Here is a 25431-nt window from a genome sequence, read left to right as displayed (position 1 = left end):
TTCTTTGGATCCAGGTATCATAGGACATGAACGAAAACTCATAAAGAGCGTTGGAGAAAAGTTGCGATTGCTTCGATGTTAAACACCCGCGTTTTGCTTAGCAGCCAAATTTTCTCTATGCTGGTTTTTAACTTTCCTTTTAAGTCGTTTTTCCCGTTTTTTCGCTCCTGAATTGCTTGGGCGTAAGTCCGGTATTGCGTTTGAAGAACTTCGTAAAATTCGACAAATCAATAAAACCCATTTCCAGGGCAATCTCCGAAATGGGTTTTTCACTTTGATGGAGGAGGGATTGGGCAAACAAAACCCGGTGGTCGATAATGATGCTTTGAGCTGTTTTCCCTGTAGCCTTTTTAACGCATTCCGACAAATACACCGGGCTAATATTCATTTGCGAGGCGTATTCTTTCACCGATAGAAAATCGCCATTGTTAATAGAGATCAGGTGCTCGAATTTTGCTGTGATGGCCATAAAACGATCCGAGGTGGCCACGATGGTATTATCGCGCGACAGGCGTTTAATTTTATACAACAGAATCAGCAAAAACGAACGAACCACCTCGGTGCTGTTCAATGCCGGATTTTTAACCTCCGCATACATTTGGTCGGCCAACTGCATCACATCTGCAAAATTTTCCTGAGACAGGTTGTACATGGGTGAAGTGTGAATCTTGAAGAAGGGAAACTCCTGCTGAATCTCATAAGCCTGCCTGATCGTCGTAAAAAAGGAGGGTTTAAACAGAATCAAAATTCCGTCGATATCTTTCTTGGGGAGATCACCGGCAGGCAACGAATTGCTGTTGTTGAAAGACACCACCTGGAAGGGAGAAACCGTGAACAGGCTGTATTTCACATTGCCAAAGGTATATTCGCCAATATTCATCACATCCGAATTTTGCGTAATCAACGCAATTTCAAAAAAGCCTCGTTTGTGTGGCTGCGAAAATTCCCGCTGAATCTCCCGGCTATCCCGGTTTTTCACGAAGTCGGAAAAGCGCGTGATGTAAAAGTACTCCGAAAATGAGTCAGCATTATCATCAATATTCTGAAAGTATTCTCTGATGTTGGCAAATATCTTCATGTGTAAATCCTCTCGTACCGTAAATTCATTTCATCAAATGTAGCCTTAATTGAGGTGCAAAAACCGAAATAGTTACCTTTTTTACCAATATTTTTCCTCATAAACTATGTGGTCGAAGGCTAATTTTGCATCCGAAAGTTGGCTCCGTCTCTGTCATTCGCGGATGAATTACCCGTTTGTGTGCCATCAGTAGACTGGCTCTAGCTTTCCAATGTGCTGAATTTTAATCGTAAAAAATAATAGATAGCAAATGAAACGAATTGCATTCAGGCTTGCTCTGTATTCGGGGCTTGTAGTAATTACAATGGCATGTCAGAATACAGAAAAGAGCGTAGCTCCGGTTAGACCTGTTAAAGTAGAGAAGATTGAATCGAAGGCGGTTGATGGTGAAAAACTGGTTTTGCCCGCAAGTGTAAACGAGTTTCAGGAAACGAAACTATCGTTTCGGGTAGGAGGGCCTCTGATTAAACTGAACGATGTCATCGGAAGCTATGTGCAGGCGGGAGAGGTGATTGCCCAAATCGATCCCCGTGACTTTAAAATTGCTTTTGACGCGACGGAGTCACGCTATAAGCTGGCGAAAGCTGAGTTTGAACGCTACAAAAGTCTGGCTGAACAGGGAAGTGTTTCGAAAAGTGTTTTCGATCAGACCGAGACGAGCTATAAACTGGCGAAGAATAACTACGAATCGGCAAAGAATGCTTTGGAAGATACCGAATTGAAAGCGCCGTTTTCGGGCTACATCAACGGTGTGTTTGCCAACAATTTCGAAGAAGTTGTTCCCGGAGCTCCGATTATCTCCTTGCTGGATATGTCGAAGTATGAAGTAAATGCGTGGATTTCGTTGAAAGATGCAGCGTTGATCAACCCGGAAACCGAATTTTATTGTGTGGTCACCAAAGGCGGTAAAGAGTACCGAATCCCGGGACGTTTGAAGGAAATTGGTAACAAAACCAGTGTTTCGAAACAAGCCTTGCCAATCACTGTCGTGATCAATGCAAAAAAAGACATCGGCCTGCATGCGGGGATGGCGACTTACCTCGAAATTGGCAGCCGAAGCGCTGAACCGGCCAATGATATATACGTGTCGGTGTCGGCTGTTTTCACCAAAGATAATCAAACTCGGGTCTGGGTTTATGATGAGGCGAGCAACACCGTTTCGTCCAAAGAAGTAACTACCGGGGAGTTGAAGGACAACGGAGTTATCGAAATTAAAAAAGGCTTGGCGGGCAATGAGAGCATTGTGACAGCCGGAGCGAACTATCTGTTTGAGGGGCAAAAAGTCAAAAAACTACAAGCTTTTTCAAAGTCAAATGTAGGAAACAAGTTGTAGCATGAAGTCATTAACAGAATACGCATTTAAAAATAAAGTAGTCGTCTATTTTATTTTGTTGTTGGTGCTGCTGGGAGGAATCTCCTCCTATTTTAAAATGGGCAAGCTTGAAGATGCCGTTTTCACCATTAAAACAGCATTGGTGGTTACTTCCTACCCAGGGGCAACACCACACGAAGTTGAGCAGGAAGTTTCGGAAGTGATCGAGCGCGCCGTGCAGGAAATGAGCAATGTAAAAGAAGTGTTTTCGAGTTCCTGGGCCGGCTTGTCCATCGTGGAAATCAATCTGGAAGAGAGTATGCGCTCGGACGAGATGCCCCAAACCTGGGATATTTTACGCAAGAAAATAAACGATGCTTACTCCGAATTACCTGCTGGAGCTTACCCGCCGCAGGTTATCGACGACTTTGGCGATGTGTACGGCATGTTCTATGCCATTACCGGCGACGGTTTTACCAATGAAGAGTTGAATGATTATGCCGAGTATATCAAGCGGAACATGCAGACTGTGAGTTTGGTGGGCAAGGTGACTCTGTTCGGCAGTCAGAACGAGTGCGTGGATATTGTGATCAACGATGCGAAAATATCGGAGCTGGGTGTCAATCCGGGCGTGATTATCCAGGCCTTAAATAACCAGGCAGGAATTGCACCGTCCGGAAACCTGGAATTGGGTGAAAACAACATTCGTGTAACGGGAAACTTAGCTTATCAAAACATCGATGAAATCGGAAAAACCCTGATTCAGATCGGAGACGAGCAGATTTACCTCAGTGATATTGCCGAGATTAAAAAATCGTACCTGCAACCGGAGCGAAACCGCATGTTATTCAATAATAATGAAGCGATTGGTTTGGGAATTTCCACTGCTACAGGAGGGAATGTGCTGGATTTGTCGGAGAACCTGAAACAACGGTTGGAAGAGCTCATGCCCAATCTTCCTGTTGGTATTGAAATTACACCGATTTACAGCGAAGCCAAAGAGGTGGACAATGCCAACAACCAGTTTGTTGTAAACCTCATCGAGTCGGTGGTCATTGTTGTGGTAGTGCTGCTGCTGTTTATGGGATTGCGTTCCGGCTTACTCATCGGTAGCGGGCTTATTTTCTCGATACTGGGAACGATTATAATCATGAACGGCATGCATATTAGTATGCACCGAAGCTCGCTTGCGGCAATCATTATTGCCATGGGGATGCTGGTGGACAATGCAATCGTGGTAACCGATGGTGCCCTGGTGGATATTCAGCGCGGGCTGAATCGCAAAAAAGCCATTATCAGTGTTTCAAAACTAACAGCTATGCCGCTTTTGGGGGCAACCCTGATCGCGATCCTTGCTTTTCTTCCGGTCTTTTTGGCACCGAATTCCGCCGGTGAAATTAACCACGACTTGTTCCTGGTGTTGGCAATTTCGTTGAGCTTGAGTTGGGTTTTTGCCATGACTCAGACAGCTATCACCAACGAGCAATTCCTGAAAACACCCAAGACCATCAAAGATCCGTACGACAATAAATTTTATAGGCTATTCCAGGGATTTTTGACCAGTGTTATCCGGTACAAGTGGATCTCGTTGGGTGTGATGGTGGCTGCTTTGTTCTTCGGAGTTGTCTTGTTTGGTAGTGTGAAGAAAGCCTTCTTTGCTCCCCTGGAAAAATCATACACGCTGGTCGACTATTGGCTGCCGGAAGGAACCACGATTAATAAAGTTGGCAGCGACCTGGAACAAGTTGTGGCGGATTTGAAAGAAGAGTTTCCGGAGATTGTCAATGTCACAACCAGCTTGGGTGAAACGCCCCCGCGCTATATGTTGCCGGTTCAGGTTGTAAAACCACACAGCAGCTTCGGGCAGTTGTTAATTGAAACGCACGATGCCGATGAGGCCGAGGCCATCAAGCCGCGTTTGCGCAGCTACTTGTCGGAACATTGCCCCGACGCAAGTGCACAAATTAAGGGGTACATTGCCGGGCCACCAATTCCATACAAAGTTGAAGCTCGTTTCATCGGGCCCGACCCGGACGTGTTGCGGGAGTTGTCCGAAAAGGCCAAAGCAATCATGCACGAACATCCCGAGTGCAGCGATATTAAGGATGACTGGCGTAACCAGGTGCTCACCTGGGATCCGCAGTTCTCGGAATTGAAAGCCAACCGGGTGGGTATTACGCGTAGCGATTTGGGTGCAGCCATTCAACGGTTAACCAGCTCGGGCTTGGTGATTGGTGAGTATCGCGAAAACGAAGACAAACTTCCGTTGGTACTCAAAGTAGACAACCAGGCACAAAACAGTTTGGAGAGCATCAGTAATACCGGTGTTTGGTCCAGAGCCGGACGCACATCTGTCCCTTTGAAAGAAGTGGTTGATAAAATCGATGTTTCCTGGCAAAACAGCGTCATCCAAAAGTATAACCAGGAGCGGGCGATTACGGTGCAATGCAACCCGGTTGATCCGTTCATGTCGGGGGCAACATTGCTTTCGTATGTGAAGAATGACATTGAAGCAGTTAAATTGCCGGCAGGCTACAAAATGATGTGGGCTGGCGAATACAAACCTTCGCAGGAAGCCAACGAAGCAACCGGAACCTACTTCCCGCTTGCCATGTTGCTGATCGTTTTGATCATTGTTATGCTGTTCAATAATATCCGTCAGAGCATTATCGTCATCCTAGTCATTCCGTTGCAGCTTATTGGTGTAGCATTTGGACTGTTCATTACCAATAGTGTCTTTGGTTTTATGGCGATTGTCGGGTTTTTGGGGCTGATGGGAATGGTGCTGAAAAATGCCATTGTACTGATGGATCAGATTAAAATCAATTTGGAAAAAGAAGGTGTCATTCCGTTCAACGCCATTATTAATGCGTCCATCAGTCGGATGCGCCCGGTGTTTTTAGCGGCAGCTACAACCATGCTCGGAATGTTGCCTCTGGTGACCGACCCGATGTTTTCATCAATGGCGATCACCATCATTTTCGGGTTGCTTTTTGCCACTTTGCTGACGCTAATTGGTGTGCCACTTCTTTATGCCATCTTCTTTCATGTAAAAACACCGAAACAGTTGAATGCCTAATTTATAAGTAATGACGAATATAACAGATAGATATTTCAATGTGCAGTTTCTGGATTCTGTGGTCTTGCTGGATCTGAATTATTTGATTTTCCTGGAAAATGAGACCTATGATCACAAAGAGAACCTGATCAGTTTAATTGATGAAATTGCTGCAGACAAAGCCGTAAAGGTTTTAATAATTAATAACGATCATCCGGATTTCTCGCTGCAGCGTTTTAAGGAAAAGTGGGGCCATTTTAGCCAGTCTACCGATTGGGAAAGCAATATTCTGCGTGTGTTTCGCACCTATAACGAGCTTTTCCTGAAATTAAAATCGCTGAAGAAAACGGTTGTTTCTGTTTTGAAGAAAACGGTAAACGTCATGATTTTAAATTTCAGCATGGTGGCTGATTTACGGGTAGTTCACGAACAATTTTATGTGACGAATGACAATGAATTCATGCTCAATATTCCCAAAGGAGGAGCCATTTACAACGAATCGAAGTTGTCTTTCCGAAACCCGATTAAGCTGTTGTTTTTGTACGATAGCATCAGTTCCGGAGCATTGTATCGCAGGCAGCTGGTTGATATTGTATGCACCGGCCCGATGATGGACGAAGTGATGGCAATTGCCGAAAGGCTTCAGCAGTTTGACTACATCGAGTTTGAAGCGGTGAAGATATTGGAGCAGAAGAAGATGGATACCTTTGAGCAAGCGCTTCAGCAGGAAAACGAGTTTTTGCTTTCGTGTATCCGAACTAAAATTAATCAGGAACAGAAAGACGAAAACAATGATTAGATTGATAACAGGAAGCTTGTTAGCTGTGGCTATTTTAGGTGGTGCAGCTAACGCCAAAGCGCAAAATGTCATTTCAATAAAGGAATGTAAGCTGAAGGCGCTGGAACATAACCAGGCCGTGAAAGCCAAGCGGGCCGCTTATAATTCGAGCGAAGCGGAAGTAAAATTGACTAAAAGTGCCATGTTGCCCACCGTTGATTTTGACGCCACTTATTTGTATCAAAATGATCCGATGCAAATGCATATTCCGGGTTTCGAACTGCCAACAACCTCGGGTGAAGCCAGCGGTGTTTATTCGCCGGAAAGCACAACGAACCTGCAGTATCACAATACCTACAATGCTAATGTAGGTTTCAGCTTGCCTCTTTATCTGGGCGGAAAGTTAAGCGAAACGCGCAAAATTGCGGAGCATGCCAATGCCATTGCTCAGTCGGATTTGGCGTTGAGCCAGACGGACGTTCTACTGAATGTAGAACAGCAATACTGGACACTCGTTTCGTTAATTGAAGCGGAGAAAGTGAATCAAAGTTCGATTCAGTTTTTGGCCGATGTGGTTACCGACATGCAGAATCGCTTCGAGGCCGGTGTGGTCACTAAAAATGAAGTGTTGAAAGCCAAGGTTGAACTCAACAATGCCAAGCTGAATGAAATCACCATAACGAACAACATTCAGCTGGCGAAAATGGCGATGAACCAGTCGATCGGAGCGCCGATTGATGAACCGTTGAATCCGGCAGATACAACCGTTGAAGTGGCTTGGGACTTTGATTATTTCGACTTTCAGGAAGGGCAGCTGGAAAAGCGGCAGGAGATTTCGATTTTAAGCCGCCAGCAGGCGATTGCCCAATCCGAAAAAACAATTGTTCAGTCAGACTATCTGCCGCAAGTGGCCTCATTTGCCAATTACTTCTACCAAAACCCGGATCACCTGGCACAAAAAGAGGGAGAATTTAGCTGGACAGCAGGGGTGTCAGTCACGATTCCGGTTTTTCACTGGGGCGAGCGAAAGCAAAAGAAGACCATATCTGAAATGGCAATTGAGAGCGCTGCCTACAATTTGGATCAAACCAGGGAGATGCTGACGCTGGAAGTGCATCAGTCCATTTTCCGGGTGAAGGAATCGATCACGAAACTGGATTTTACGGAAGATGCCCTTGAGCAGGCCAACGAGAACCTGACCTTGGAAAACAACCGGCTGAAAGAGGAAATTGCCACGACTACTGATTTGTTGAATGCCCAAATGCAATGGCAGCGGGCGCAGGCCGATTACATTTCGGCAAAAGCAAACGTGAAAATTTGCGAAGCCCTGTATTTAAAGGCAATTGGCGAGCTGAATCCCTAGTTTGGATTCAGCTTGTCAGCTGAAATACCCGTCGATTGAAAACATTCAAATTGTCGGATTTAGAATTTTTAACAGAAGTTTTTACTCATATGTAAAAAGATATTTGCAATTAATAGCCCATCTTTGATGGTCGATTTTATTTTTGATCACTCGAAAACGAAACTGACAAAGTAAAGTAAGCCAAACAAATGATTCAGATTACACAGAAACTAATGAATACGACAGATATTCTGCCGTGCAGGGGGGCTGTTTTCGCCGCCGACACGTATCAGTTTACTGCTAAACACTTAGGGCGTGTTTCGTCAGATGTTACTGTTGATTACCCAAAAGAAATTGTTGACGCTGCCTATGGTGGGAATACAAGTTCTCTCGAGACATTCAAGCGTCAGATCCTAAATTGTTTTCGCTTCGTTGAAACGTCCGGCATTGTCGGGAAAAGCGAGCGGAATGAAACTGCTGCTTTGCGGGCGGCAGAGAAAAGCCTACAAGATCCTCCTTCTAAATAATAATGTTTTTGCTTCCTCTTTCAAGTTGATTCGTGGCGTGGCAACTGCGAGTGAACGATTGGAATAACGCGAAGCAAAACCGGAGCTAATTGTAATGTGAAAATGCGACAGCATGATCATTTTACAGTTGCCCGACACTTTCCTTTTATTTGCTTGTTCAACGGTTGATAACTCCAACGTTATACAGCTTTTGGGCTTTGGAGATTTTCCAAACAAACTAAAAAAAATGACTATTTATGAAGAATAATGCGAAAAAGAGGTCAGGAAATCTCATAAGCATCCAGGACTCATTGGTGAAGGTCCGTTTTAAAGATGATGTGATTATGGGAGAGACCGCCGAGATTTCCGTTGAAGGGAAACTTCTGCAAGGTGAAGTCCTTCAGATTAGCCCCGACTTTAAAAATCCGGGCTGCGGGATCGCCGAGATGCAGGTTTTTGAAGATTTAACCGGAGCGAGAATTGGCGATTTAGTTGAATTTAAGGGTACACCTTTGTCGGTATTGGTTGGCCCGGGTTTGCTAACCAGTATTTGGGACGGACTGCAAAATCCGTTGTACGAACTAAGTGCACAGGATCCGTATCTGCGACCGGGTATGCATGCTCCGGCGCTGGACGAAAAGAAATTGTGGGATTTTACGCCAAGCGTTTTGGTGGGCGATGTGCTTAAAGGTGGCGACACGATTGGCTCGGTTCCAGAAGGACACTTCGAGCATAAAATATTGGTTCCGTTCGGAATTAAGAAATGTACAGTCAACGAAATAATCGGCAAAAAGTCAGTCAATATCACTGACGTGGTGGCGATTGTGACCGATGAGAATAATCAAAAACAGGAATTGAAATTGGCTTTCCGCCATCCGGTGAAGCAGCCAATTCCATTCAAGGAGCGATCTATCCCACGAAAAACGATTTCTACAGGTGTTCGGGTTATCGACCTGTTGGCTCCGGTTAGTTACGGTGGTACTGTGGGGAACCCGGGACCGTTCGGAGCCGGAAAAACAGTGATGCAACACACGCTGTGTAAATACGCCATTGCCGATGTTATTATTATGGCAGCTTGTGGCGAGCGTGCCGGTGAGGCGGTTGAGGTCTTTAAAGATTTTGCCGAGCTGGAAGATCCTTCAACCGGAGAATCTTTGATGAACCGGATGTGTATTTTCGGAAATACCAGTTCCATGCCGGTAGCTGCGCGCGAGGCCAGTGTGTTTATTGCGCTGACTGTTGGCGAGTACTACCGCTATCAAGGTTACAATGTAATTCTGTTGGCCGACTCGACATCCAGATGGGCACAAGCGCTCCGCGAACGTAGCGGACGCCAGGGAGATATTCCCGGACCGGAAGCCTTCCCAATGGATATTCCGGATCAAATTAAAGGGATGTACCAACGTGCCGGTGCTGATACAGGCTCGGGTGGTTCACTCACTTTTATCGGAACGGTATCCCCTGCAGGTGGTAACTTCCAGGAACCGGTAACACAGGCAACCATGGATGCAACCGGTGGTTTCTGGGGCTTGTCTCAGGATCGTGCCGATGCAAAGAAATACCCGGCAATTGATCCGTTGGCGTATACGACTTCAGTTTACGATAGCTTCATCCCGTGGAAAGATCGGGAGCAAATTCTTTCAACCCTGCAGGAAGCCAATGGTATCGATCAAACAATCAGTACAATCGGTTTGAAAAAAGTGCCGGTAGAAAAATACATCCTGTTCCAAAAAGGACAAACCATCGACTTCTGTGTCTTGCAGCAAAATGCTTTTCACGACCTGGATGCCTGTACGCGTCCGGAACGTTTAGCCGTGATTAACGAAGCGGTTCAAAAACTAATCCATAGTGAAGTCGCTATTCCGGATTCGGGTATGGATGACGAAGAACTGAAGGAAGTGATTCGTGCCAAATTCGATGAGCTTCGGCAGTGGTGGCGCGACTGGAACATGAGCGCCGAAACCGAAGAGCAAATTGCTGCGCTACCAAGCCATATTGACCAATTTGTATTTGAAGGAGAACCTGTTTTATGATTAAAAAAGAGATAAACAGAATCAGCGAAGTCGGGAAAGCATTGATCTCGGTAGAAGGGAATCCCGGCGTAGCGCTTAACCACGTGGTCGAGTTGCTCGATGCTGATACCAACCAAAGTCTTTCGTTCGCGAAAGCCATTAACATTAGCGAAAATTCAACACGCTTCCAGGTATTTAACGGTACCGGGGGCCTTTCAACAAAAACCAAGCTACGCATGCACGAAGTGCCGCTCACGGCTGGTTTTTCATACAACATGCTGGGCCGTACCTTCGACGGTATTGGCCAGGTAGCCGACAATGGTCCGGAAGTGATTTTCGAAAAACAACTGGAAACCAGTTTGGATACCCTGAACCCAACCGTACGTTTGGTGCCTAAGCAGCCGCTTTGGACAGGGATTCCGATGATCGACGTGTTTAACACGCTGGTGAAATCGCAGAAGATTCCAATTTTCGCTTCGCCAACTGAGCCTTACAACCGCTTGTTATCGCAAATTGCGATGGGAGCACAGGCCGACGTGATCATCTTTGCCGGAATCGGTTTGAAGTTTGATGAGTATCACTACTTCAAAGATCAGTTGTCGCAATCGGGAAACATCGATAAAACCATCATGTTTGTTCACCTGGCGGGTGAGTCGCAGATTAAAGGGTTGATGTTGCCGGATGTGGCCCTGAGTGTGGCCCGCGAATTTGCCGACCAGGGAAAAGATGCGCTGGTGCTGCTGACCGACATGACCAACTGGTCGAACATTCTGCGGAATGTGGCCAACTACCAGGATATGATTCCATCGCTGCAGGGTTATCCGGGATCGCTGTACTCGGAGCTGGCCCGCCGCTACGAGGTGGCTGCCGATATTGAAGGCGCCGGTTCCATCACCATTATTGGGGCTACCACGCTGGAGTCGCTGGAAGATCCTGTGCCGGATAACACCGGTTATATTACCGAAGGACAGTTCTTCCTGGAAAACGGAAAACTGAAGCTGGCCCGTTCGCTGTCGCGCTTGAAGCAACAGGTGAATGGCAATACCCGTAGTGACCACCGTCCGATTATGACCGCCATGGCCTCTTTGCTGGCCGATGCAGAGAAAGCCTACGAAGCCGCCGAAGTAGGTGCCGCCAACGATGCCTTCTCGCAAAAGTTGCTCGCTTACCGCAGTGATTTTATTGCGAATATGGAAGAGCCCTTTGGTGACCCACTCGAATTGGACGCCGCTTTAGACCGGTGTTGGGAAATTCTGAAAAGACATTTCGAACCAACCGAAACCGGGTTGAGTAAAAAGTTGATCGAGGAGTATTGGGACAATCAAAACTAAAAACAAAGAGGTATGAATAATCATAAAGAAAACCTGGAGAATATTGTTTCGAAGCTGAAGCAGGACGGTATTCAGGCCGGCGAAGCTGAAAAGCAACGCATTATAGAAGACGCTAAAAAGCAAGCTGAAGTTCTTCTGGCAGAGGCCCGCAAACAAGCGAAAGAAATTATTGACGAGGCTAAAGCAAAAACGGAGCAGTTGGAAAACAACGCCCGAACCGCTCTGGCACAGGCTTCGCGCGATATCACCGAAGCCACAAAAGTGGCGATTATCAAACATCTGCAGTCGGTGTTTGGCGAGCAAGGTAAAAACCTGTTCACACAGAAAGAATACATGGAGGTGCTGCTGAAAACGACCTTGGAAAGTATTTCCGGTCAGAAAAAAGTAACCGTGCCCGAGCCAATCATGAAGGATATGCAGGAATTCCTGATCAGCGAGTCGCTGAACAAGGAAGTGGAGCTGAAACCATTGGCAGGATCGCATCCCACCATCATTATTGAGCCAACCGGGAACAACGGGCTGCAGTTTGTACTGAGCTCGGATGATGTGGAGAAAGGCCTGTTTTCGCTGGTTAACAAGGATCTTGTAAAACGAATTACTCAAACCACGGAGAATTAGCCTATGTCGAATATGGTATACCTACTTTGCAGTTTACCATCATTGAATTTCGCACAGGTGCCACCCATTTCGCTGGACGAGTTCTACCAGGATTCAGAAAAACAGCTGTCGAAGAAAGATTTTGGCATGCTGGAAACGGTAGATCTCCGGAAAATGGACTCCGATGAACACGGTAAATTGAAACACTTTGCCCAGCTCTACCAGGATTTGCTCGGCGACATGACGGAACTGAGAACGGCCAAAACGGAGAAACGTCCGGTGCGGCTGGCTCATTTGCCCAAAACGCTGGCCGACGGGAATCCGCTGGAACGCGAAAAGCAAATTATGCGCTGGCAATGGGATAGACTGGATGATCTGGAAGCCGGGAAAACTTTTTCCCTGGTGAATGTACTCGTTTACAAACTGAAACTGCAGATTCTGGACCGCCTTCAGTCGATGGAGGCGGAAAGCGGGAAACAAGTTTTTGAATCGGTGATAAACGATGCCAAAAGGAAAGGTTAAAAAATGGCAGGAATAAAAATTAAATACACCAAAACCGAACGGGCAAAGCAGAAGAAGATTCTGAAGGTTTCGCAACGGATGCTGCCGCTGTTTGAAGCGATGGAGAAATCGTTGATGTCGACGATTAACACCATTGCTGAGCGGATTGACGACATTCGGCAAACCATCGAGAAGAACCGGGAAGCTTCTAAATCCTGGCTCGCTGTGATGGGCGACTCCTGGGGATCGCTGGCGGAGTTTATTTCGGTGAATGAAGTGATCACGAAACCTGTGGATGTAGCGGGTGTTCGGGTGCAGCAGTTCGAACGTGTCGATTTCAATATTGTAGAACCCTCGGCCAATACACCGCTTTGGGTCGACGACGCGATTGAGCTGGTGGCTGAGCAGCTGCAACTGGAGGCCGAAATAAAGTGCCTGCTGGATCAGATTGAATTGCTCGAGGAAGAACTGCTCGATGTTCGTGCCCGGGTGAAACTGTTTGAGAACCGGCGCATTCCGAACGCAAAAATCGCTATTCGGAAAATCGGGCAGAAACTGCAGGATGATGAGCGCCTGACAATTGCTACCGCCAAGGTGGTGAATCAGGCTAAACTAGAGGAGGCGATGGCATGATTGCAAAAATGAAAAAATTGCTCCTGTTCATGGCCAACACCGGTACGCCGGTTGATGTACAACTCGCCGATCTGGGCCGTTTGGGGCTGCTGCACATTGTGCCTTTTCAACCTCCGCGCGACCAATCGATTGAGTTAATCAGCAGCCAGCTGCAGGAGGTCGCCAAAGCCCTGGAGGTTTTGGAGCGCGTCTCCGAAGAGCAGGCCGTTGCGGTGACCAGCGTTGGAACGCAGGCCGAGCACGATGCCGAGCAATGCCTAAAGCAAGTGCTGGAAGCCGACGACAAGCGGACCAAGCTGCTGCAAGCGAAAAGCAATTTGGAAGCCGAGCTCCAGTGGTACGAACAGTGGGGCAACGTGGCGCCTTCCAGCTTTCAAGAGCTGAACGCCCATGGCGTGTACCTGCGTTTGTACGAAGCGAGCGAGAAGGAGCTGAAAAAGCTGAGTGACCGGGATGACGTGCATGTACTGGGCGAAGCCAATGGCTTACAACAAGTAGCGCTGATTACCGAGCAGGCAGAAGAAACGCTGCCCTTGAACGAGGTGAAAGCCCCGGAAAAGGATCGCAGCGAATTGGAAAATACACTGGCCGATACCGTTGCTGAACTGGAAAACACCGAGCGAGAACTCACCGGGCTGGCAGCCGAAAAAGCCCGTTTGCAGAACGCACAGCAAAGCTGGCTCGAACGGCTGGATTTGCTGCATGTAGCGTATGGTGGCGAGTCGCTGGAAGGGCAGGTGAATTACTGGAAGGGATATATTCCCGAAAAGCAAATCGATGCCTTAACGGAAGCTGCCGACCAAAACGGTTGGGGCTATGTGATTGAAGATACCACCGACGAGGATGTGGACGAGGTGCCAACCTTGATTTATACGTCGCGCTGGGGGGATCGCATTCGTCCGGTGATGAATTTCATGGGGCTGGTGCCCGGCTATAACGAACTGGACGTGTCGCATGTGTTCATGCTGTTCTTCACCTTCTTCACCGGAATATTGGTGGGCGATGCGGGTTACGGACTGGTCTTCTTCCTGCTGACCCTCTTTGCTCATAAAAAAGCCGGCTTTAAGCGGAAAGTGGAATTTCAGCTGATGTACACGCTTTCGGTGTCCATCCTGTTTTGGGGCGTGCTCACCGGAACCTACTTCGGTTCGGAGACGGTGGCCAACATTCCGTTTTTAGCGAAGCTTCGGGTTGACAAGCTGGCCAGTTTCGGCGGCGACAACGTCTTTGTGCAGCGGTTTATGTTCTTCGTTGGAGCGATTCACTTAACCGTGGGGCATTTGCAACAGGCCATCCGTTACATCAACAGTTTGAAAGCACTGGCACAATTGGGATGGATTTCGATCACCTGGGGACTCTATTTTATCGTCAACCAGATGGTGCTGCAAATTCCTGCACCCGATTACATGCTTTGGCTTTTTGTTGGCGGAGCTTTGCTGGTAGCACTCTTTTCGTCAAGCGGAAAAAGCTTTTTCAAGGGCATTCTCTCATCGGTGGGGAATTTGCCATTAAGTATTATCAATGGATTTTCGGATATCATTTCCTATGTGAGATTGTATGCCGTGGGGCTGTCAACCGTGTTGATGGCGTCCAGTTTCAATGATATGGCCATTGGCGATGGGCTTACGACCGTACTCGCCGGACTGGGGGCCGTCATCATTCTGATTCTGGGGCACGGACTAAATATGGCTTTGGCTGCTATGGCGGTATTGGTTCATGGCGTTCGTCTCAACATGCTTGAATATGCAGGCCATGCCGATGTTGAATTCTCGGGAAGTGAATACAATCCTTTCAAAATAAACAAATAGACAACTTTTAAAACTTCAAAAATGATTCTATCTACAGTAGTAACAGGCTTTGGCGGACATGCCATTGCGTTAGGTATAGCTGGTGTTGGTTCCGCTATTGGAACCGGTATTGCCGCCCAGGGGGCAATGGGCTTATGGAAACAATCGATTAAAGAGAAAAAGAAACTTCCTTCGCTGGCTTTGGCCATGGTGGGTATGCCATTGAGCCAGGTGATTTACGGGATGATTTTTATGAACTCACTGCAGGGCGCAAACCTGAACCCGGATAGTTACCTAAACCAAATGATCTTTGCTTTTTGCGTAGGGCTAGCGATTGCTGCATCTGCAGTTATGCAGGGTAAAGCGGGGGCTGCCGCTTGTTCAAACCTGGCTGTTGACGACAAGCAAGGAGCCGGTATGTACATCGCCGCCATGGGGGTGATTGAAACCGTTGCGCTGCTATCGATGGTATTCGGTATGGGAGCTATTCCCGGAAGCTAATTTCATCAGGCACAAAATTGGAAAATTGACAGATCGTTCTATTCGAGGAGCGATCAATGATATAGAAAAAGCGGCTGTCCATATAAATTTTGGGCAGCCGTTCTTTATTTAGAGATTTTCTACAAAGAAAATTTTGTGATTTTCAAAGCTGTTTTGGTACTTTAGTCCGCTGTACTTTGCGATAAACCATGGATGTCCAACTAACAACTAAACTGAAGGAAGGTGACCCGATTTCGTTTTCCAGATTATTCAAGGAGACACATCCTCGAATGATGGGTTACTGCATGTTGTTTGTTAAAAACAGGACTGACGCTGAGGATCTGGTACAGGAATGCTTTTCAAATCTCTGGCTCACAAGGAAGAAGATAGACCCAAATAAATCTGTCGAAAGCCTTTTGTTTGTATCGCTTCGCAATCGCTGTCTAAATTATCTGAAGGAAAATTCAAAGTATTCTTTTGATTCGTTTCAGGACGGCATCGTCTTAAATGAACTCCAATATCTGTATCAACTCGATTTTTTGGAAGGGAAAGAACTGTCGTTGGAGGAACGACTGGTTGAAGCTTTGAAAAAGGCGATTGAAGAACTTCCTGAGCGGAAAAAGGAAATTTTGATCAAAAGTAAGATCAAAGGGATGAAGCAGAAGGACATTGCTGATGAACTTGGAATCTCGGTCAAAACCGTCGAAAAACACCTGCATGAAGCTAAGCTGGAATTAAGAGTGAAACTGGAGAAACAGTTCTCAGCGCTCTCCATTATCTTATATCTCCTTTTAAACTAGTCAAAAAAAATAATCATAAACCGGTAGGGTTTTTGGCGATTTGTTGTACTCATTTTTGAAAAGCGGCAAAAATGAGAGCACTAGTTAATAAATATTTAGAGGGTAAGGCGTCGGACGAGGAGCTTCATCAACTGAAAGGATGGCTTGACGAAGAAGGAAACCAGGCTGTATTCAAGCAAATGAAGCTTGAGTGGAAGAAAGATTTGAAGAACGAAAACCTACCCGACAGCACTCTCCGGGAACTGGATCGTTTCCAGTCGAAAATGTTGATTGAGAATGCCTCAAAAATCAAGCGACTAAACTTCCTCCAGAATTTTTATAAATATGCTGCAGTAATCTTTTTTGCTCTTATGCTGGGCGGAGGACTATTCTTCTTCGATAAAGGGGAAGTGATTTACAACGAGGTTGTGGCCGAAGATGGGCAGTTGTCGAAAGTCATTTTGCCGGACAGCACTCAAATTTGGTTGAACTCTGGTTCTTCGGTGCGATACAGCAACGAATTCGGGCTTAAGGACAGGAATGTGAAGCTCACCGGTCAGGCTTTCCTGGATGTGACCAAAAACAAAGATCTTCCTTTCATATTAAACTGTGGTGCCATCTCTGTCAAAGTTTTAGGTACGCGATTTTCAGTGGAGTCCTACGAGGAAGATCCCAACATTAATGTCGTTTTGGAAGAAGGGGCTATCGATCTATTATCCACTACCAGTGGTAAAACATTTGCTCATTTGAAACCCAATGAATTGGCTGTTTACGACAAAAGCGAGCGGGCTTATAAGATTGACGAGGTTGTTGCGCAGAAATATACGGCTTGGAGAGACGGGATTATTCATTTTTATGACCAGCCGCTTGAGGAAGTCGCTTTGAAACTTCAGCGGCGATATAACCAGCCAATTGAGGTTGATGAGAGTGTAAGAAACTACAAAGTAACTTTTTCAATTAAAAACGAAGATTTTGACAAGGTTATGGAGATTTTGAAAGCGATTACGCCGGCGACAGTGTCGCAGGAAGCTGGCGTTGTCTACATGAAGCATAAATAGGGAAAAAGAACAGGAAAGTGCTCGAACACTTTCCTGTAGCTATACTCTTCATCTGGAAATGAAGAGAATTATAAATCTAATTACACACCAAATTTATGAAAAAAGATTGTAAAATGGGGGACCTGTGGGTTCCTGGCATCTGGTACCAGATGCGAAAAATTCTAATTCCTATGAAACTGTCGTTGTGTATTGTCCTTTTGAGTATTCTCACTGCTCAGGGGAGTGTGTTTAGCCAAAGCACAGCTTTGAGTTTGAATCACAAAAATTCTACGGTGAAAGAGATTCTGGGAGCGATCGAAGATCAAAGCGAATTTAGGTTCGCATTCAGTTCGGAGTATCTTGATCTTGATCGCAAAGTATCAATTCAATCTTCCAACGAATCCATTTCCAATATATTAAAAGAAGTTTTCCAGGGAACGAGCGTAAAGTATACGATCAATGATCGCATGATTATTTTATATAACGACGCGAAGGAAGACGCCGGATCACTTCAACAACAAAACGTTTCGGGACGCGTCACCGACAGCGAGGGCACTCCTCTGCCGGGTGTAACAGTTGTTGTAAAAGGAACGACCCAGGGAACAATAACGGACGATTCCGGTCGCTATTCAATAACCAACGTTCCGGCCGATGCGATACTCCAGTTTTCTTTCGTTGGAATGAAATTGCAGGAGGTCGTAGTCAGTGGTAAAAGCCAGGTTAACGTTGTTTTGGAAGAAGAAACAATTGGCTTGGAAGAGGTTGTCGCTGTGGGATATGGAACGGTAAAAAGAGCAGATTTAACAGGAGCAATCAGTTCCGTTTCGGCAGAACAGATTAAGAAAGTGCCTGTAACCAGTGTGGGAGAGGCACTGCAAGGACAGATGTCGGGTGTTCAGGTAAGCAGTAACGATGGTACGCCCGGGGGCGGAGTGCAGGTGTTGATCCGCGGAATTGGCTCGTTCGGAAATAACTCACCACTGTATGTAATTGATGGGTATCCAGGAGCATCCACATCTTTGAATCCTGATGAAATAGAAACAATAGATGTACTGAAAGATGCTTCTGCTGCTGCAATTTACGGAAACCGGGCAGCGAATGGCGTTGTGATTATCACGACCAAAAGAGGTAGTCGCCACGGATTGGAAGTGTCGGTTAATGCAACCTCGTCGTACCAGTTTATGCCCAAAACCTATGATGTTTTAAATGCACAGGAGTTTGCTCAAATTGCTACCGAGATTGCAGATGCTGAAGGATCATCCGTTTTGGATGAGTGGTACAGCCCAAGCTCATTGCGTACTTTGGATTGGCAGGACGCAATGTATCGTTCCGGCTTGAAACAAATCTACAGTGTTGGTCTACGCGGAGGTTCTGAGAAATCGCAAACCGCCCTGTCACTAGGAATGACCGATCACAAAGGGATTGTTGAGTTTTCAAATTACAAACGCTATAATGTTTCATTGGCTCAGGATTACACACCATTGAAATGGTTGAAGTCCTCAACATCAGTCAAATTTGCGCATGTCAATGACAAAACCATCTTTGGGTCCGGCCAAAGCCGCATTGGAACACTGGCAAGATTAATTCCAACGATGACCGGTAATCCTGAAACTGATGAGATAAAGGATGCTGACGGTAACTACGGTTATTACGATTTAAACGCCATAGCTACTTATAACTGCGACAACGTTTACAAATGGGCAGATCAACGGGATGTAAAAGACATCACGAATAAACTAAATGCGTCGACTTCACTTGAAATTACACCAATAAAAGGCCTGAAACTGAAAACTCTTTTTGGTATCGATTACGATGTAAACGAAGGTTATTCTTTCAGCCCGGCAGACGAATTCCGGATTTCTCCAAGGGAAGCTTCATACCGCCAGTTCAGTACCAACAGCATGGAGTGGCTTTGGGAAAATACCGTGAGTTATTCGTTGAAATTGGATAACCATGAGCTTGATATCATGGTGGGGGTTTCAGCTCAGGAGAATACAACACGTACACTCAGCTCAACCGGTACAGGCTTGGAAAGCGATGAGTTGAGAAGTATTGCTTTGCTGGATAACTATACTTCAACCGGATACCAACAAATCTGGTCGCTGGCTTCGGAATTTAGCCGTTTAACCTACAAGTTTAAAGATAAATATATCGTAACTGGTACTGTCAGACGCGATGGTTCTTCGCGTTTTGCAGAGGGGAACCAGTACGGTGTGTTCCCGTCCGTTTCCGGTGCATGGAAGGCTAACGAAGAATCATTCCTGCAAGGTGTGGAAGGGCTGAGTAACCTGAAACTTCGTGCCAGTTATGGTGAAGCAGGTAACCAGTCAATTGGACTGTTTCAGTATGAATCAACCTACACAACAGGATCGGAAAATAAGAATTACGGATACGCTTTTGGTGAAAACAAAGTGTATGCAACCGGTCTGGTACAATCGTACCTGCCAAACTCCGATTTGAAATGGGAGACTTCTACGCAAACTGATATTGGTTTGGATTTAGGGGTGATGAATAATAAGCTGACTCTGACTGCCGACTACTACGTGAAGAAATCCAAAGATTTCTTGTTGAATATTCAGGTTCCGGCGCAGACAGGTTACACCAGTGCAACCCGCAACGTAGGTAGTGTTGAAAACAAAGGCTTTGAATTTAGTTTGGGCTACAAAAATTACGATAACCCATTCAAATTCGGGGTTAACTTCAATGTCACAACTGTGAACAACAAAATTGTGTCTCTTTCAAAAGGGAAGGATTCGGTTGCCAACCTGCAAAGTCTCGACTTCTCAACAACAGGTGATGAATCCTGGGCTGTATTTAGTATGTCATACGTAGGCGGATCAATCGGAGATTTCTACGGATTCCAGGAAGATGGCATTATTCAGACTCAAGCTGAAATAGATGCGCTGAATGAGAATGCCAAGGCAATAGCACAAGACGACAATGTATGGTACATCTCATCCGGAACCCAAGCTGGTGACCGGAAGTTTGTCGATCAAAATGGCGATGGTGTCATTACTGACGATGATAAAGTGACAATCGGAAGTCCAATTCCTGATTTTTATGGTGGTATCACCTTTAACGGTGAATATAAAAACTTCGATTTCAACTTATTCTTTAACTATTCGGTAGGTAACGACATTCTGAACTACATGAAACGTAACCTGACAAGCATTAATATCAACGGAAGCGTCGGTATGGAAAATGTCAGCAAAGAGTACTACAACAATCGTTGGACAGAATCAAATCCAAGTAACGAGTTTGCCCGCGCAACATGGGCTGATGAAAACTCAAACAGTCGTATTTCGGATGTATTCGTCGAAGACGGTTCTTATTTGAGATTTAAGAATATCGAGGTTGGTTACACGGTTCCGAGTCGAGTGTTGTCAAAATTAGCAATCTCTAAACTGAGAGTATTTATGAGTGCTCAAAATCTGTTTACCATCACCGGATATTCCGGTCTGGATCCTGAAATCGGACAAAGTGTGGGTAACTCGTCCGGTGCCGGTGGTGTAACTGCATCAGGTGTTGATGTTGGTCAATATCCGTATTCAAAGTTCATGACACTTGGTGTAAACGTTCAGTTTTAACAGATGCTTGATACCATGATAAAACCATTTAAAATAATCGAAATGAAACATAAATTGAATATAACCCGAGGATATTTCGTGAAGCATTTCACATCGATACTTCTCTTGCTATTCCTGATAGTGGGATGTTCCGAAGATTTTCTGGTGCAAAAAAATACCACCAGTATAAACGAAGAAACACTTTTTACTGAACCCGATGACGGCTACTCGTTGGTAACCAGTGTGTATGCTGCTTTTTATTACAATGTTGATTATACGTTGAAAGGCATTTGGTTTACCGCCAATTTCTTAACACAGGATTTTCATAATGAAGGATCAGATACGTTTTGGAATACCTATGAGGTACCGACTGATTTCTCCGCTTTGAACACGTTCTGGATCGCAAGTTACATTGGCGTGTCACGTGCAAATGCCGCAATTCCTATTTTGGAGAAAATGAAAGCAAACGGCGTTTTTGATACGGATGCTGAAGTTGACCAGCTAATTTCTGAATGCTACTTTTTGCGAGGGTTCTTCTATTACTATTTAGCATCTGATTTCGGTGGAGTTCCGCTCGAGCTTGAAACTGTTACCGACGAAGGTTTGCACCCCCGGGCTACGCAAGATGAAGTGTTTGCTTCTGTAGCTTCCGATATGGAACTGGCTTTTGAAAACCTCCCATGGGCTGCTGATTTGGACGCCGAAGATGCAGGTCGCGCAACCAAAGAGGCAGCATTGGCTTATTGGGGCGAAGCATTGATGTGGCAAAAGGACTATTCCGGAGCGATCAGTAAATTTGATCAGTTGGCCAGTAAATGCGAATTGGAAGAAGATTTTATGGAGATTCATAATATTGACAACTGGCATGGAAAAGAATCGATCTTTGAAATTCAGTTCCTCGACTATGGTAAAATGAACTGGGGAGCATACGGTGTTCACAACCAATGGATTTCTTCATTTGGAATGCCTGTGGCAGTTTCAGGATTCGGTTATGCATACGCCGATAAAGCGTTGTACGATTCTTTTGAAACCGGCGATACTCGTAAAGCAGCAACAGTTGTTGGTCCCGGCGATGAGCATCCGAGTGATTTAATCAACTTTGAAGATTATCCGAAAGTCATCAGTTTTGCGACAAATGGCAACGGAAGTATTCCGGCTACCTATTACCAGGATGAAGACGGGAATCCTTTGAATACTTGCGGAACTGCTGACAACCCTTGGAATGAGGGAACCCGGTCCGGCTATTACGGCACCAAGTTTTGGCGGAACCCCGAGACTTGCGGAACGAAAGGAGCAAGTTGGTTTATGAGTTCAGATAATATCATGATGATGAGATACGCGCAGGTTTTGCTGAGCAAAGCAGAATGCGAATATCACCTGTCAAACGAAACAGAGGCCTGGGCATTGGTTGACGAAGTGAGAGATCGGGCCTTTGGTAAACTTGCTGATGCCAGCGTTGTTGTGCCAGAACCCGTTGAATCGGACTTGATGAAAGTAATTTTGGACGAATATCGCCATGAATTTGCCGGTGAGATGTCTGCTTGGTTCTTGCTAAGAAGATCGGGTGAACACATCGATTATATCAAAGAGAAATTTGGTATTGACATCCCAACCGGAAAAGATTTAATGCCAATCCCTCAAACACAAATTGGGTTGAACCCGAACCTGGAACAAAACCCGGGGTATTAGAAACTGAAATTCATTGGAGGGTAGTGTTGAGCTACCCTCCTAATTTTTACCTTTTCTAACATCCATAAGGCTTTTGTGATGTTAGTTTCGATCCTTATTTGCTTGAATTTGTAGCTGTAATTTGAGACAGATCAATCGTGTTGACATAGTCTTACAGGAATGCTCTGCCTTTTAGAATTCGGATTTTCGAAAACAGAAAACTTAGAAAATGATAAAACTATTCAGCCTGACAGTCATTCTGACTATCGGTTTGACAATGGCTTATTTTGACTCATTTCATATTGGTGAACACAATTCATCGAATAATACGAACTTGATTTTGTATCGTAAGATTCCGAATAGAATTTATGCCGAACAATCAGATAGCATTTTAAAATTTAATGAAGTAGAATCAGTTGGAAAGCAATTGGTCAATCAATTCTTAACCACAGAACATTTGCTTCACAATGGAAAATGGATCCATTATGCAGAGGTGTGCACCTGGTTGGGAGCTACACGATTTGCTCAATCAGTTAGAGACACCGTGTTATTGCTGAAACTACAAGAGAGATTCGATGTTTTGATGACTTCTGAGAGCGATTTATTACCGGTTAAGAATCATGTGGATCTAAACATGTTTGGTTGCCTGCCTTTGGAGTTTTACGAAATAACCGGAGATAGAAAATATTTTGAAATGGGTATTCCCTACGCAATAACACAATGGGAGATTCCGAATGATGCAACCCCCGAACAACAAGAATTCGCCAGTGACGGTTATTCATGGCAAACTCGCCTTTGGATTGACGATATGTATATGATTACAATAATTCAGAGCCAGGCTTATCGGGCAACCGGAGATCGGAAGTATATCGACCGCGCAGCTCAGGAAATGGCCTTTTACCTCAATCGGCTTCAGCGGCCCAACGGATTATTTTTTCATGCGCCAGATGTGCCTTTTTACTGGGCAAGAGGAAATGGCTGGATGGCGGCGGGAATGACGGAGTTGCTAAAAGCTTTACCGGAAGACAATCTGAATCGTGATGTGATCCTTGATGCGTATTTAAAAATGATGAAAAGTCTGAAAGAACACCAAGGAAAGAACGGTTTGTGGAACCAACTGGTTGATCACCCAGATTTTTGGACTGAAACTTCCGGTTCAGCCATGTTCACTTATGCACTAATTACAGGTTTACAAAGAGGCTGGCTGGATGAAGCAGAATATGGACAAGTAGTTGAAAAAGCCTGGAACGCAATGACGAAATACATCAACGACAAAGGTGAGGTGCGAGAGGTTTGCGTAGGGACAAACAAACAAAATGATTTGGAATATTACAGAAACAGGCCCAGAATCACAGGCGACTTTCATGGGCAAGCTCCCTATTTGTGGTGCGCAACCGCTTTGCTGGAATGGAGCAAAACAAGACGATAAAATTAAGAAGAAAGGGCAGGATAATGAACTTGAATATAATAAAAGCTGCTGTTGGCAAAGAGTGGTTTGCTTGGAGTATAAGCTGTTTACTTTGTATTTTATTTTCGACTTCTTCGGTGTTTGCGGTGGACAAGCTAAATCAACCGACAGCCGTAGAAATTATAAATACCAAAGCAAACGGATTCAGAGGGATTTGGTATATGAACCAACCCAGTAATGATGAGTATGTGTATAAATACAGTGGCGGAATGGCAACCTACACCGCCAAACACCAACCGATAGCGATATATGCAGAAGAGGTAAACAAGACTTTCTTTTGTTACGGGGCCACAGATCAAGCAAATTCAACTTTGTATCATGCTGTCTCTTATTATGATCACACAACCGGGGAGGTTACCAATCCAACGATTATTTTAGATAAGAAGACAACGGATGCGCACGATAATCCGGTAATCTCAATCGATGAGGACGGGTATATCTGGGTTTTCTCGACTTCCCATGGAACTTCTCGACCATCCTATATTACCAAAAGTGTGAAGCCTTTTTCAATCGACGAATTTGAGCTTGTTCACGCAATGGAAATCAAAAATGGACAACGGGTTCCTTTCGATAACTTCTCGTACTTCCAGGTTTGGTATGTGAAGCGGAAGGGATTTATAGCGCTGTACACCAAATACGGACCAACTGGCGACCACGTCATCGGCTTTAACACCAGTAAAAATGGTGTGGAGTGGAATGAATGGCAGGAGCTGGCTCACATCGGAGCTGGTCATTACGCGATAAGCAATGCTGTTGATGGGAAAATTGAAATCACCTTCAACTATCATCCGGCAGGTAAAGGGCTTAACTATCGAACAAATTTGTATTACCTGGAAACAACTGATTTTGGAAAGCATTGGACAACGGTTGCAGGAGAGCCAGTAAGTCTTCCTTTAACCAACCCGGAAAATGACGCGTTGATCCGGTATTTCGCAAAAGACGGTCTCAATTGCTACTTAAAAGATCTGAATAACGATGCCGACGGAAATCCCGTCATATTGGTGATTTCAAGCGGTGGGTTTGAGGCTGGACCGAAAAATGATCCGCGAACTTGGCGTATAATAAGATGGAAAGAGGGATGGGAAGAAATTGCCGTGACGACTTCAGATAATAATTACGATATGGGCTCGATTTACGTGGAAGACAATGAAGTGTATCGCATTATTGCGCCAACCACGCAAGGCCCTCAGGCTTATAATCCGGGAGGCGAAATAACCATGTGGAGCAGCAGTGTTGGCAGTGAAGAGTGGAGCAGAACGCTTTTGACTTCCGGCAGTGTGAAAAATCACAATTACGTTCGTCGCCCGGTATTTGCTCAACCTGATTTTTACGGCATTTGGGCAGATGGAAATGGTCGAAAACCTTCAACTTCCAGCTTGTATTACTGTACAATGGATGGAACTGTTTTTCAGCTTCCTGAATATTTCACCGAAGAAACCAGTTTCCCGGTCAAAATCACAGGTGCTCAATAGCACACGAAACAGACTAACCAATAGCT

At 45.3% G+C, this 25431-nt stretch carries 19 protein-coding genes; 18 read left to right on the top strand and 1 reads right to left on the bottom strand.

Annotated features, from left to right (window positions below):
- Window positions 1–139: 139 nt before the first annotated feature.
- Window positions 140–1078: an AraC family transcriptional regulator gene (locus BC643_RS03460; protein ID WP_120271772.1), complete on the bottom strand. Its 939-nt coding sequence runs from the start codon at window positions 1076–1078 to the stop codon at window positions 140–142.
- A gap of 250 nt (window positions 1079–1328) precedes the next feature.
- On the opposite strand from BC643_RS03460, the gene BC643_RS03455 reads away from it, so the two are divergent.
- From BC643_RS03455 to BC643_RS03370, 18 genes are all read left to right on the top strand, one after another.
- Entirely contained in the window at window positions 1329–2411 is a 1083-nt protein-coding gene (locus BC643_RS03455) for an efflux RND transporter periplasmic adaptor subunit (protein WP_120271771.1), read from the top strand.
- A gap of 1 nt (window position 2412) precedes the next feature.
- On the top strand, window positions 2413–5469 hold the full coding sequence (locus tag BC643_RS03450) for an efflux RND transporter permease subunit (RefSeq protein WP_120271770.1): 3057 nt from the start codon (window positions 2413–2415) through the stop codon (window positions 5467–5469).
- Between the two features lie 10 nt (window positions 5470–5479).
- A complete protein-coding gene (locus BC643_RS03445) occupies window positions 5480–6247 on the top strand; it encodes a hypothetical protein (RefSeq protein ID WP_120271769.1) in 768 nt (255 codons plus the stop codon).
- Window positions 6240–7589 (top strand): TolC family protein, encoded by a 1350-nt coding sequence (locus tag BC643_RS03440; RefSeq protein WP_120271768.1) that lies wholly within the window; start codon window positions 6240–6242, stop codon window positions 7587–7589. Before BC643_RS03445 ends, BC643_RS03440 begins: the two co-directional genes overlap by 8 nt.
- Window positions 7590–7777: 188 nt before the next feature.
- Window positions 7778–8095, top strand: coding sequence for a hypothetical protein (locus BC643_RS03435; RefSeq protein WP_120271767.1), 318 nt, complete (start codon window positions 7778–7780; stop codon window positions 8093–8095).
- 236 nt (window positions 8096–8331) lie between these two features.
- Window positions 8332–10107, top strand: coding sequence for a V-type ATP synthase subunit A (locus tag BC643_RS03430; protein WP_120271766.1), 1776 nt, complete (start codon window positions 8332–8334; stop codon window positions 10105–10107).
- Window positions 10104–11417, top strand: coding sequence for a V-type ATP synthase subunit B (locus tag BC643_RS03425; protein WP_120271765.1), 1314 nt, complete (start codon window positions 10104–10106; stop codon window positions 11415–11417). The genes BC643_RS03430 and BC643_RS03425 overlap by 4 nt, the downstream gene beginning before the upstream one ends.
- Window positions 11418–11429: 12 nt before the next feature.
- Window positions 11430–12035 (top strand): hypothetical protein, encoded by a 606-nt coding sequence (locus tag BC643_RS03420; protein WP_120271764.1) that lies wholly within the window; start codon window positions 11430–11432, stop codon window positions 12033–12035.
- Window positions 12036–12047: 12 nt separating this feature from the next.
- On the top strand, window positions 12048–12536 hold the full coding sequence (locus tag BC643_RS03415) for a DUF2764 family protein (protein ID WP_170154440.1): 489 nt from the start codon (window positions 12048–12050) through the stop codon (window positions 12534–12536).
- Window positions 12537–12539: 3 nt separating this feature from the next.
- On the top strand, window positions 12540–13148 hold the full coding sequence (locus BC643_RS03410; RefSeq protein WP_120271762.1) for a V-type ATP synthase subunit D: 609 nt from the start codon (window positions 12540–12542) through the stop codon (window positions 13146–13148).
- Between the two features lie 8 nt (window positions 13149–13156).
- Window positions 13157–14956 (top strand): V-type ATP synthase subunit I, encoded by a 1800-nt coding sequence (locus tag BC643_RS03405; protein WP_147377124.1) that lies wholly within the window; start codon window positions 13157–13159, stop codon window positions 14954–14956.
- A 21-nt stretch (window positions 14957–14977) separates the two neighbouring features.
- A complete protein-coding gene (locus BC643_RS03400) occupies window positions 14978–15436 on the top strand; it encodes a V-type ATP synthase subunit K (protein ID WP_120271760.1) in 459 nt (152 codons plus the stop codon).
- A 188-nt stretch (window positions 15437–15624) separates the two neighbouring features.
- A complete protein-coding gene (locus BC643_RS03395) occupies window positions 15625–16215 on the top strand; it encodes an RNA polymerase sigma-70 factor (protein WP_120271759.1) in 591 nt (196 codons plus the stop codon).
- Between the two features lie 71 nt (window positions 16216–16286).
- Window positions 16287–17252 (top strand): FecR family protein, encoded by a 966-nt coding sequence (locus BC643_RS03390; protein WP_120271758.1) that lies wholly within the window; start codon window positions 16287–16289, stop codon window positions 17250–17252.
- A gap of 95 nt (window positions 17253–17347) precedes the next feature.
- Window positions 17348–20818, top strand: coding sequence for a TonB-dependent receptor (locus tag BC643_RS03385; protein ID WP_120271757.1), 3471 nt, complete (start codon window positions 17348–17350; stop codon window positions 20816–20818).
- Window positions 20819–20860: 42 nt separating this feature from the next.
- Window positions 20861–22486 (top strand): RagB/SusD family nutrient uptake outer membrane protein, encoded by a 1626-nt coding sequence (locus BC643_RS03380; protein WP_170154439.1) that lies wholly within the window; start codon window positions 20861–20863, stop codon window positions 22484–22486.
- Window positions 22487–22694: 208 nt separating this feature from the next.
- The gene (locus BC643_RS03375; protein ID WP_211337971.1) at window positions 22695–23894 is read left to right on the top strand and encodes a glycoside hydrolase family 88/105 protein; all 1200 of its coding nucleotides are present in this window, start codon (window positions 22695–22697) and stop codon (window positions 23892–23894) included.
- Window positions 23895–23917: 23 nt separating this feature from the next.
- Complete coding sequence (locus BC643_RS03370) at window positions 23918–25405, top strand: BNR-4 repeat-containing protein (protein ID WP_120271755.1); 1488 nt, start codon at window positions 23918–23920, stop codon at window positions 25403–25405.
- Window positions 25406–25431 lie beyond the last annotated feature (26 nt).

The organism is Mangrovibacterium diazotrophicum (genome assembly GCF_003610535.1).
Taxonomy (GTDB): Bacteria; Bacteroidota; Bacteroidia; order Bacteroidales; family Prolixibacteraceae; genus Mangrovibacterium; species Mangrovibacterium diazotrophicum.
The sequence above is the reverse complement of the archived record's forward strand: the minus strand, read 5'-3'. Positions and strand labels throughout refer to the sequence as shown.

What these genes read in the sequence shown, in the direction of transcription:
- BC643_RS03460 (WP_120271772.1), bottom strand. Translation starts at nt 1,078, where the DNA reads ATGAAGATATTTGCCAACATCAGAGAATACTTTCAGAATATTGATGAT.
- BC643_RS03455 (WP_120271771.1), top strand. Translation starts at nt 1,329, where the DNA reads ATGAAACGAATTGCATTCAGGCTTGCTCTGTATTCGGGGCTTGTAGTA.
- BC643_RS03450 (WP_120271770.1), top strand. Translation starts at nt 2,413, where the DNA reads ATGAAGTCATTAACAGAATACGCATTTAAAAATAAAGTAGTCGTCTAT.
- BC643_RS03445 (WP_120271769.1), top strand. Translation starts at nt 5,480, where the DNA reads ATGACGAATATAACAGATAGATATTTCAATGTGCAGTTTCTGGATTCT.
- BC643_RS03440 (WP_120271768.1), top strand. Translation starts at nt 6,240, where the DNA reads ATGATTAGATTGATAACAGGAAGCTTGTTAGCTGTGGCTATTTTAGGT.
- BC643_RS03435 (WP_120271767.1), top strand. Translation starts at nt 7,778, where the DNA reads ATGATTCAGATTACACAGAAACTAATGAATACGACAGATATTCTGCCG.
- BC643_RS03430 (WP_120271766.1), top strand. Translation starts at nt 8,332, where the DNA reads ATGAAGAATAATGCGAAAAAGAGGTCAGGAAATCTCATAAGCATCCAG.
- BC643_RS03425 (WP_120271765.1), top strand. Translation starts at nt 10,104, where the DNA reads ATGATTAAAAAAGAGATAAACAGAATCAGCGAAGTCGGGAAAGCATTG.
- BC643_RS03420 (WP_120271764.1), top strand. Translation starts at nt 11,430, where the DNA reads ATGAATAATCATAAAGAAAACCTGGAGAATATTGTTTCGAAGCTGAAG.
- BC643_RS03415 (WP_170154440.1), top strand. Translation starts at nt 12,048, where the DNA reads ATGGTATACCTACTTTGCAGTTTACCATCATTGAATTTCGCACAGGTG.
- BC643_RS03410 (WP_120271762.1), top strand. Translation starts at nt 12,540, where the DNA reads ATGGCAGGAATAAAAATTAAATACACCAAAACCGAACGGGCAAAGCAG.
- BC643_RS03405 (WP_147377124.1), top strand. Translation starts at nt 13,157, where the DNA reads ATGAAAAAATTGCTCCTGTTCATGGCCAACACCGGTACGCCGGTTGAT.
- BC643_RS03400 (WP_120271760.1), top strand. Translation starts at nt 14,978, where the DNA reads ATGATTCTATCTACAGTAGTAACAGGCTTTGGCGGACATGCCATTGCG.
- BC643_RS03395 (WP_120271759.1), top strand. Translation starts at nt 15,625, where the DNA reads ATGGATGTCCAACTAACAACTAAACTGAAGGAAGGTGACCCGATTTCG.
- BC643_RS03390 (WP_120271758.1), top strand. Translation starts at nt 16,287, where the DNA reads ATGAGAGCACTAGTTAATAAATATTTAGAGGGTAAGGCGTCGGACGAG.
- BC643_RS03385 (WP_120271757.1), top strand. Translation starts at nt 17,348, where the DNA reads ATGAAAAAAGATTGTAAAATGGGGGACCTGTGGGTTCCTGGCATCTGG.
- BC643_RS03380 (WP_170154439.1), top strand. Translation starts at nt 20,861, where the DNA reads ATGAAACATAAATTGAATATAACCCGAGGATATTTCGTGAAGCATTTC.
- BC643_RS03375 (WP_211337971.1), top strand. Translation starts at nt 22,695, where the DNA reads ATGATAAAACTATTCAGCCTGACAGTCATTCTGACTATCGGTTTGACA.
- BC643_RS03370 (WP_120271755.1), top strand. Translation starts at nt 23,918, where the DNA reads ATGAACTTGAATATAATAAAAGCTGCTGTTGGCAAAGAGTGGTTTGCT.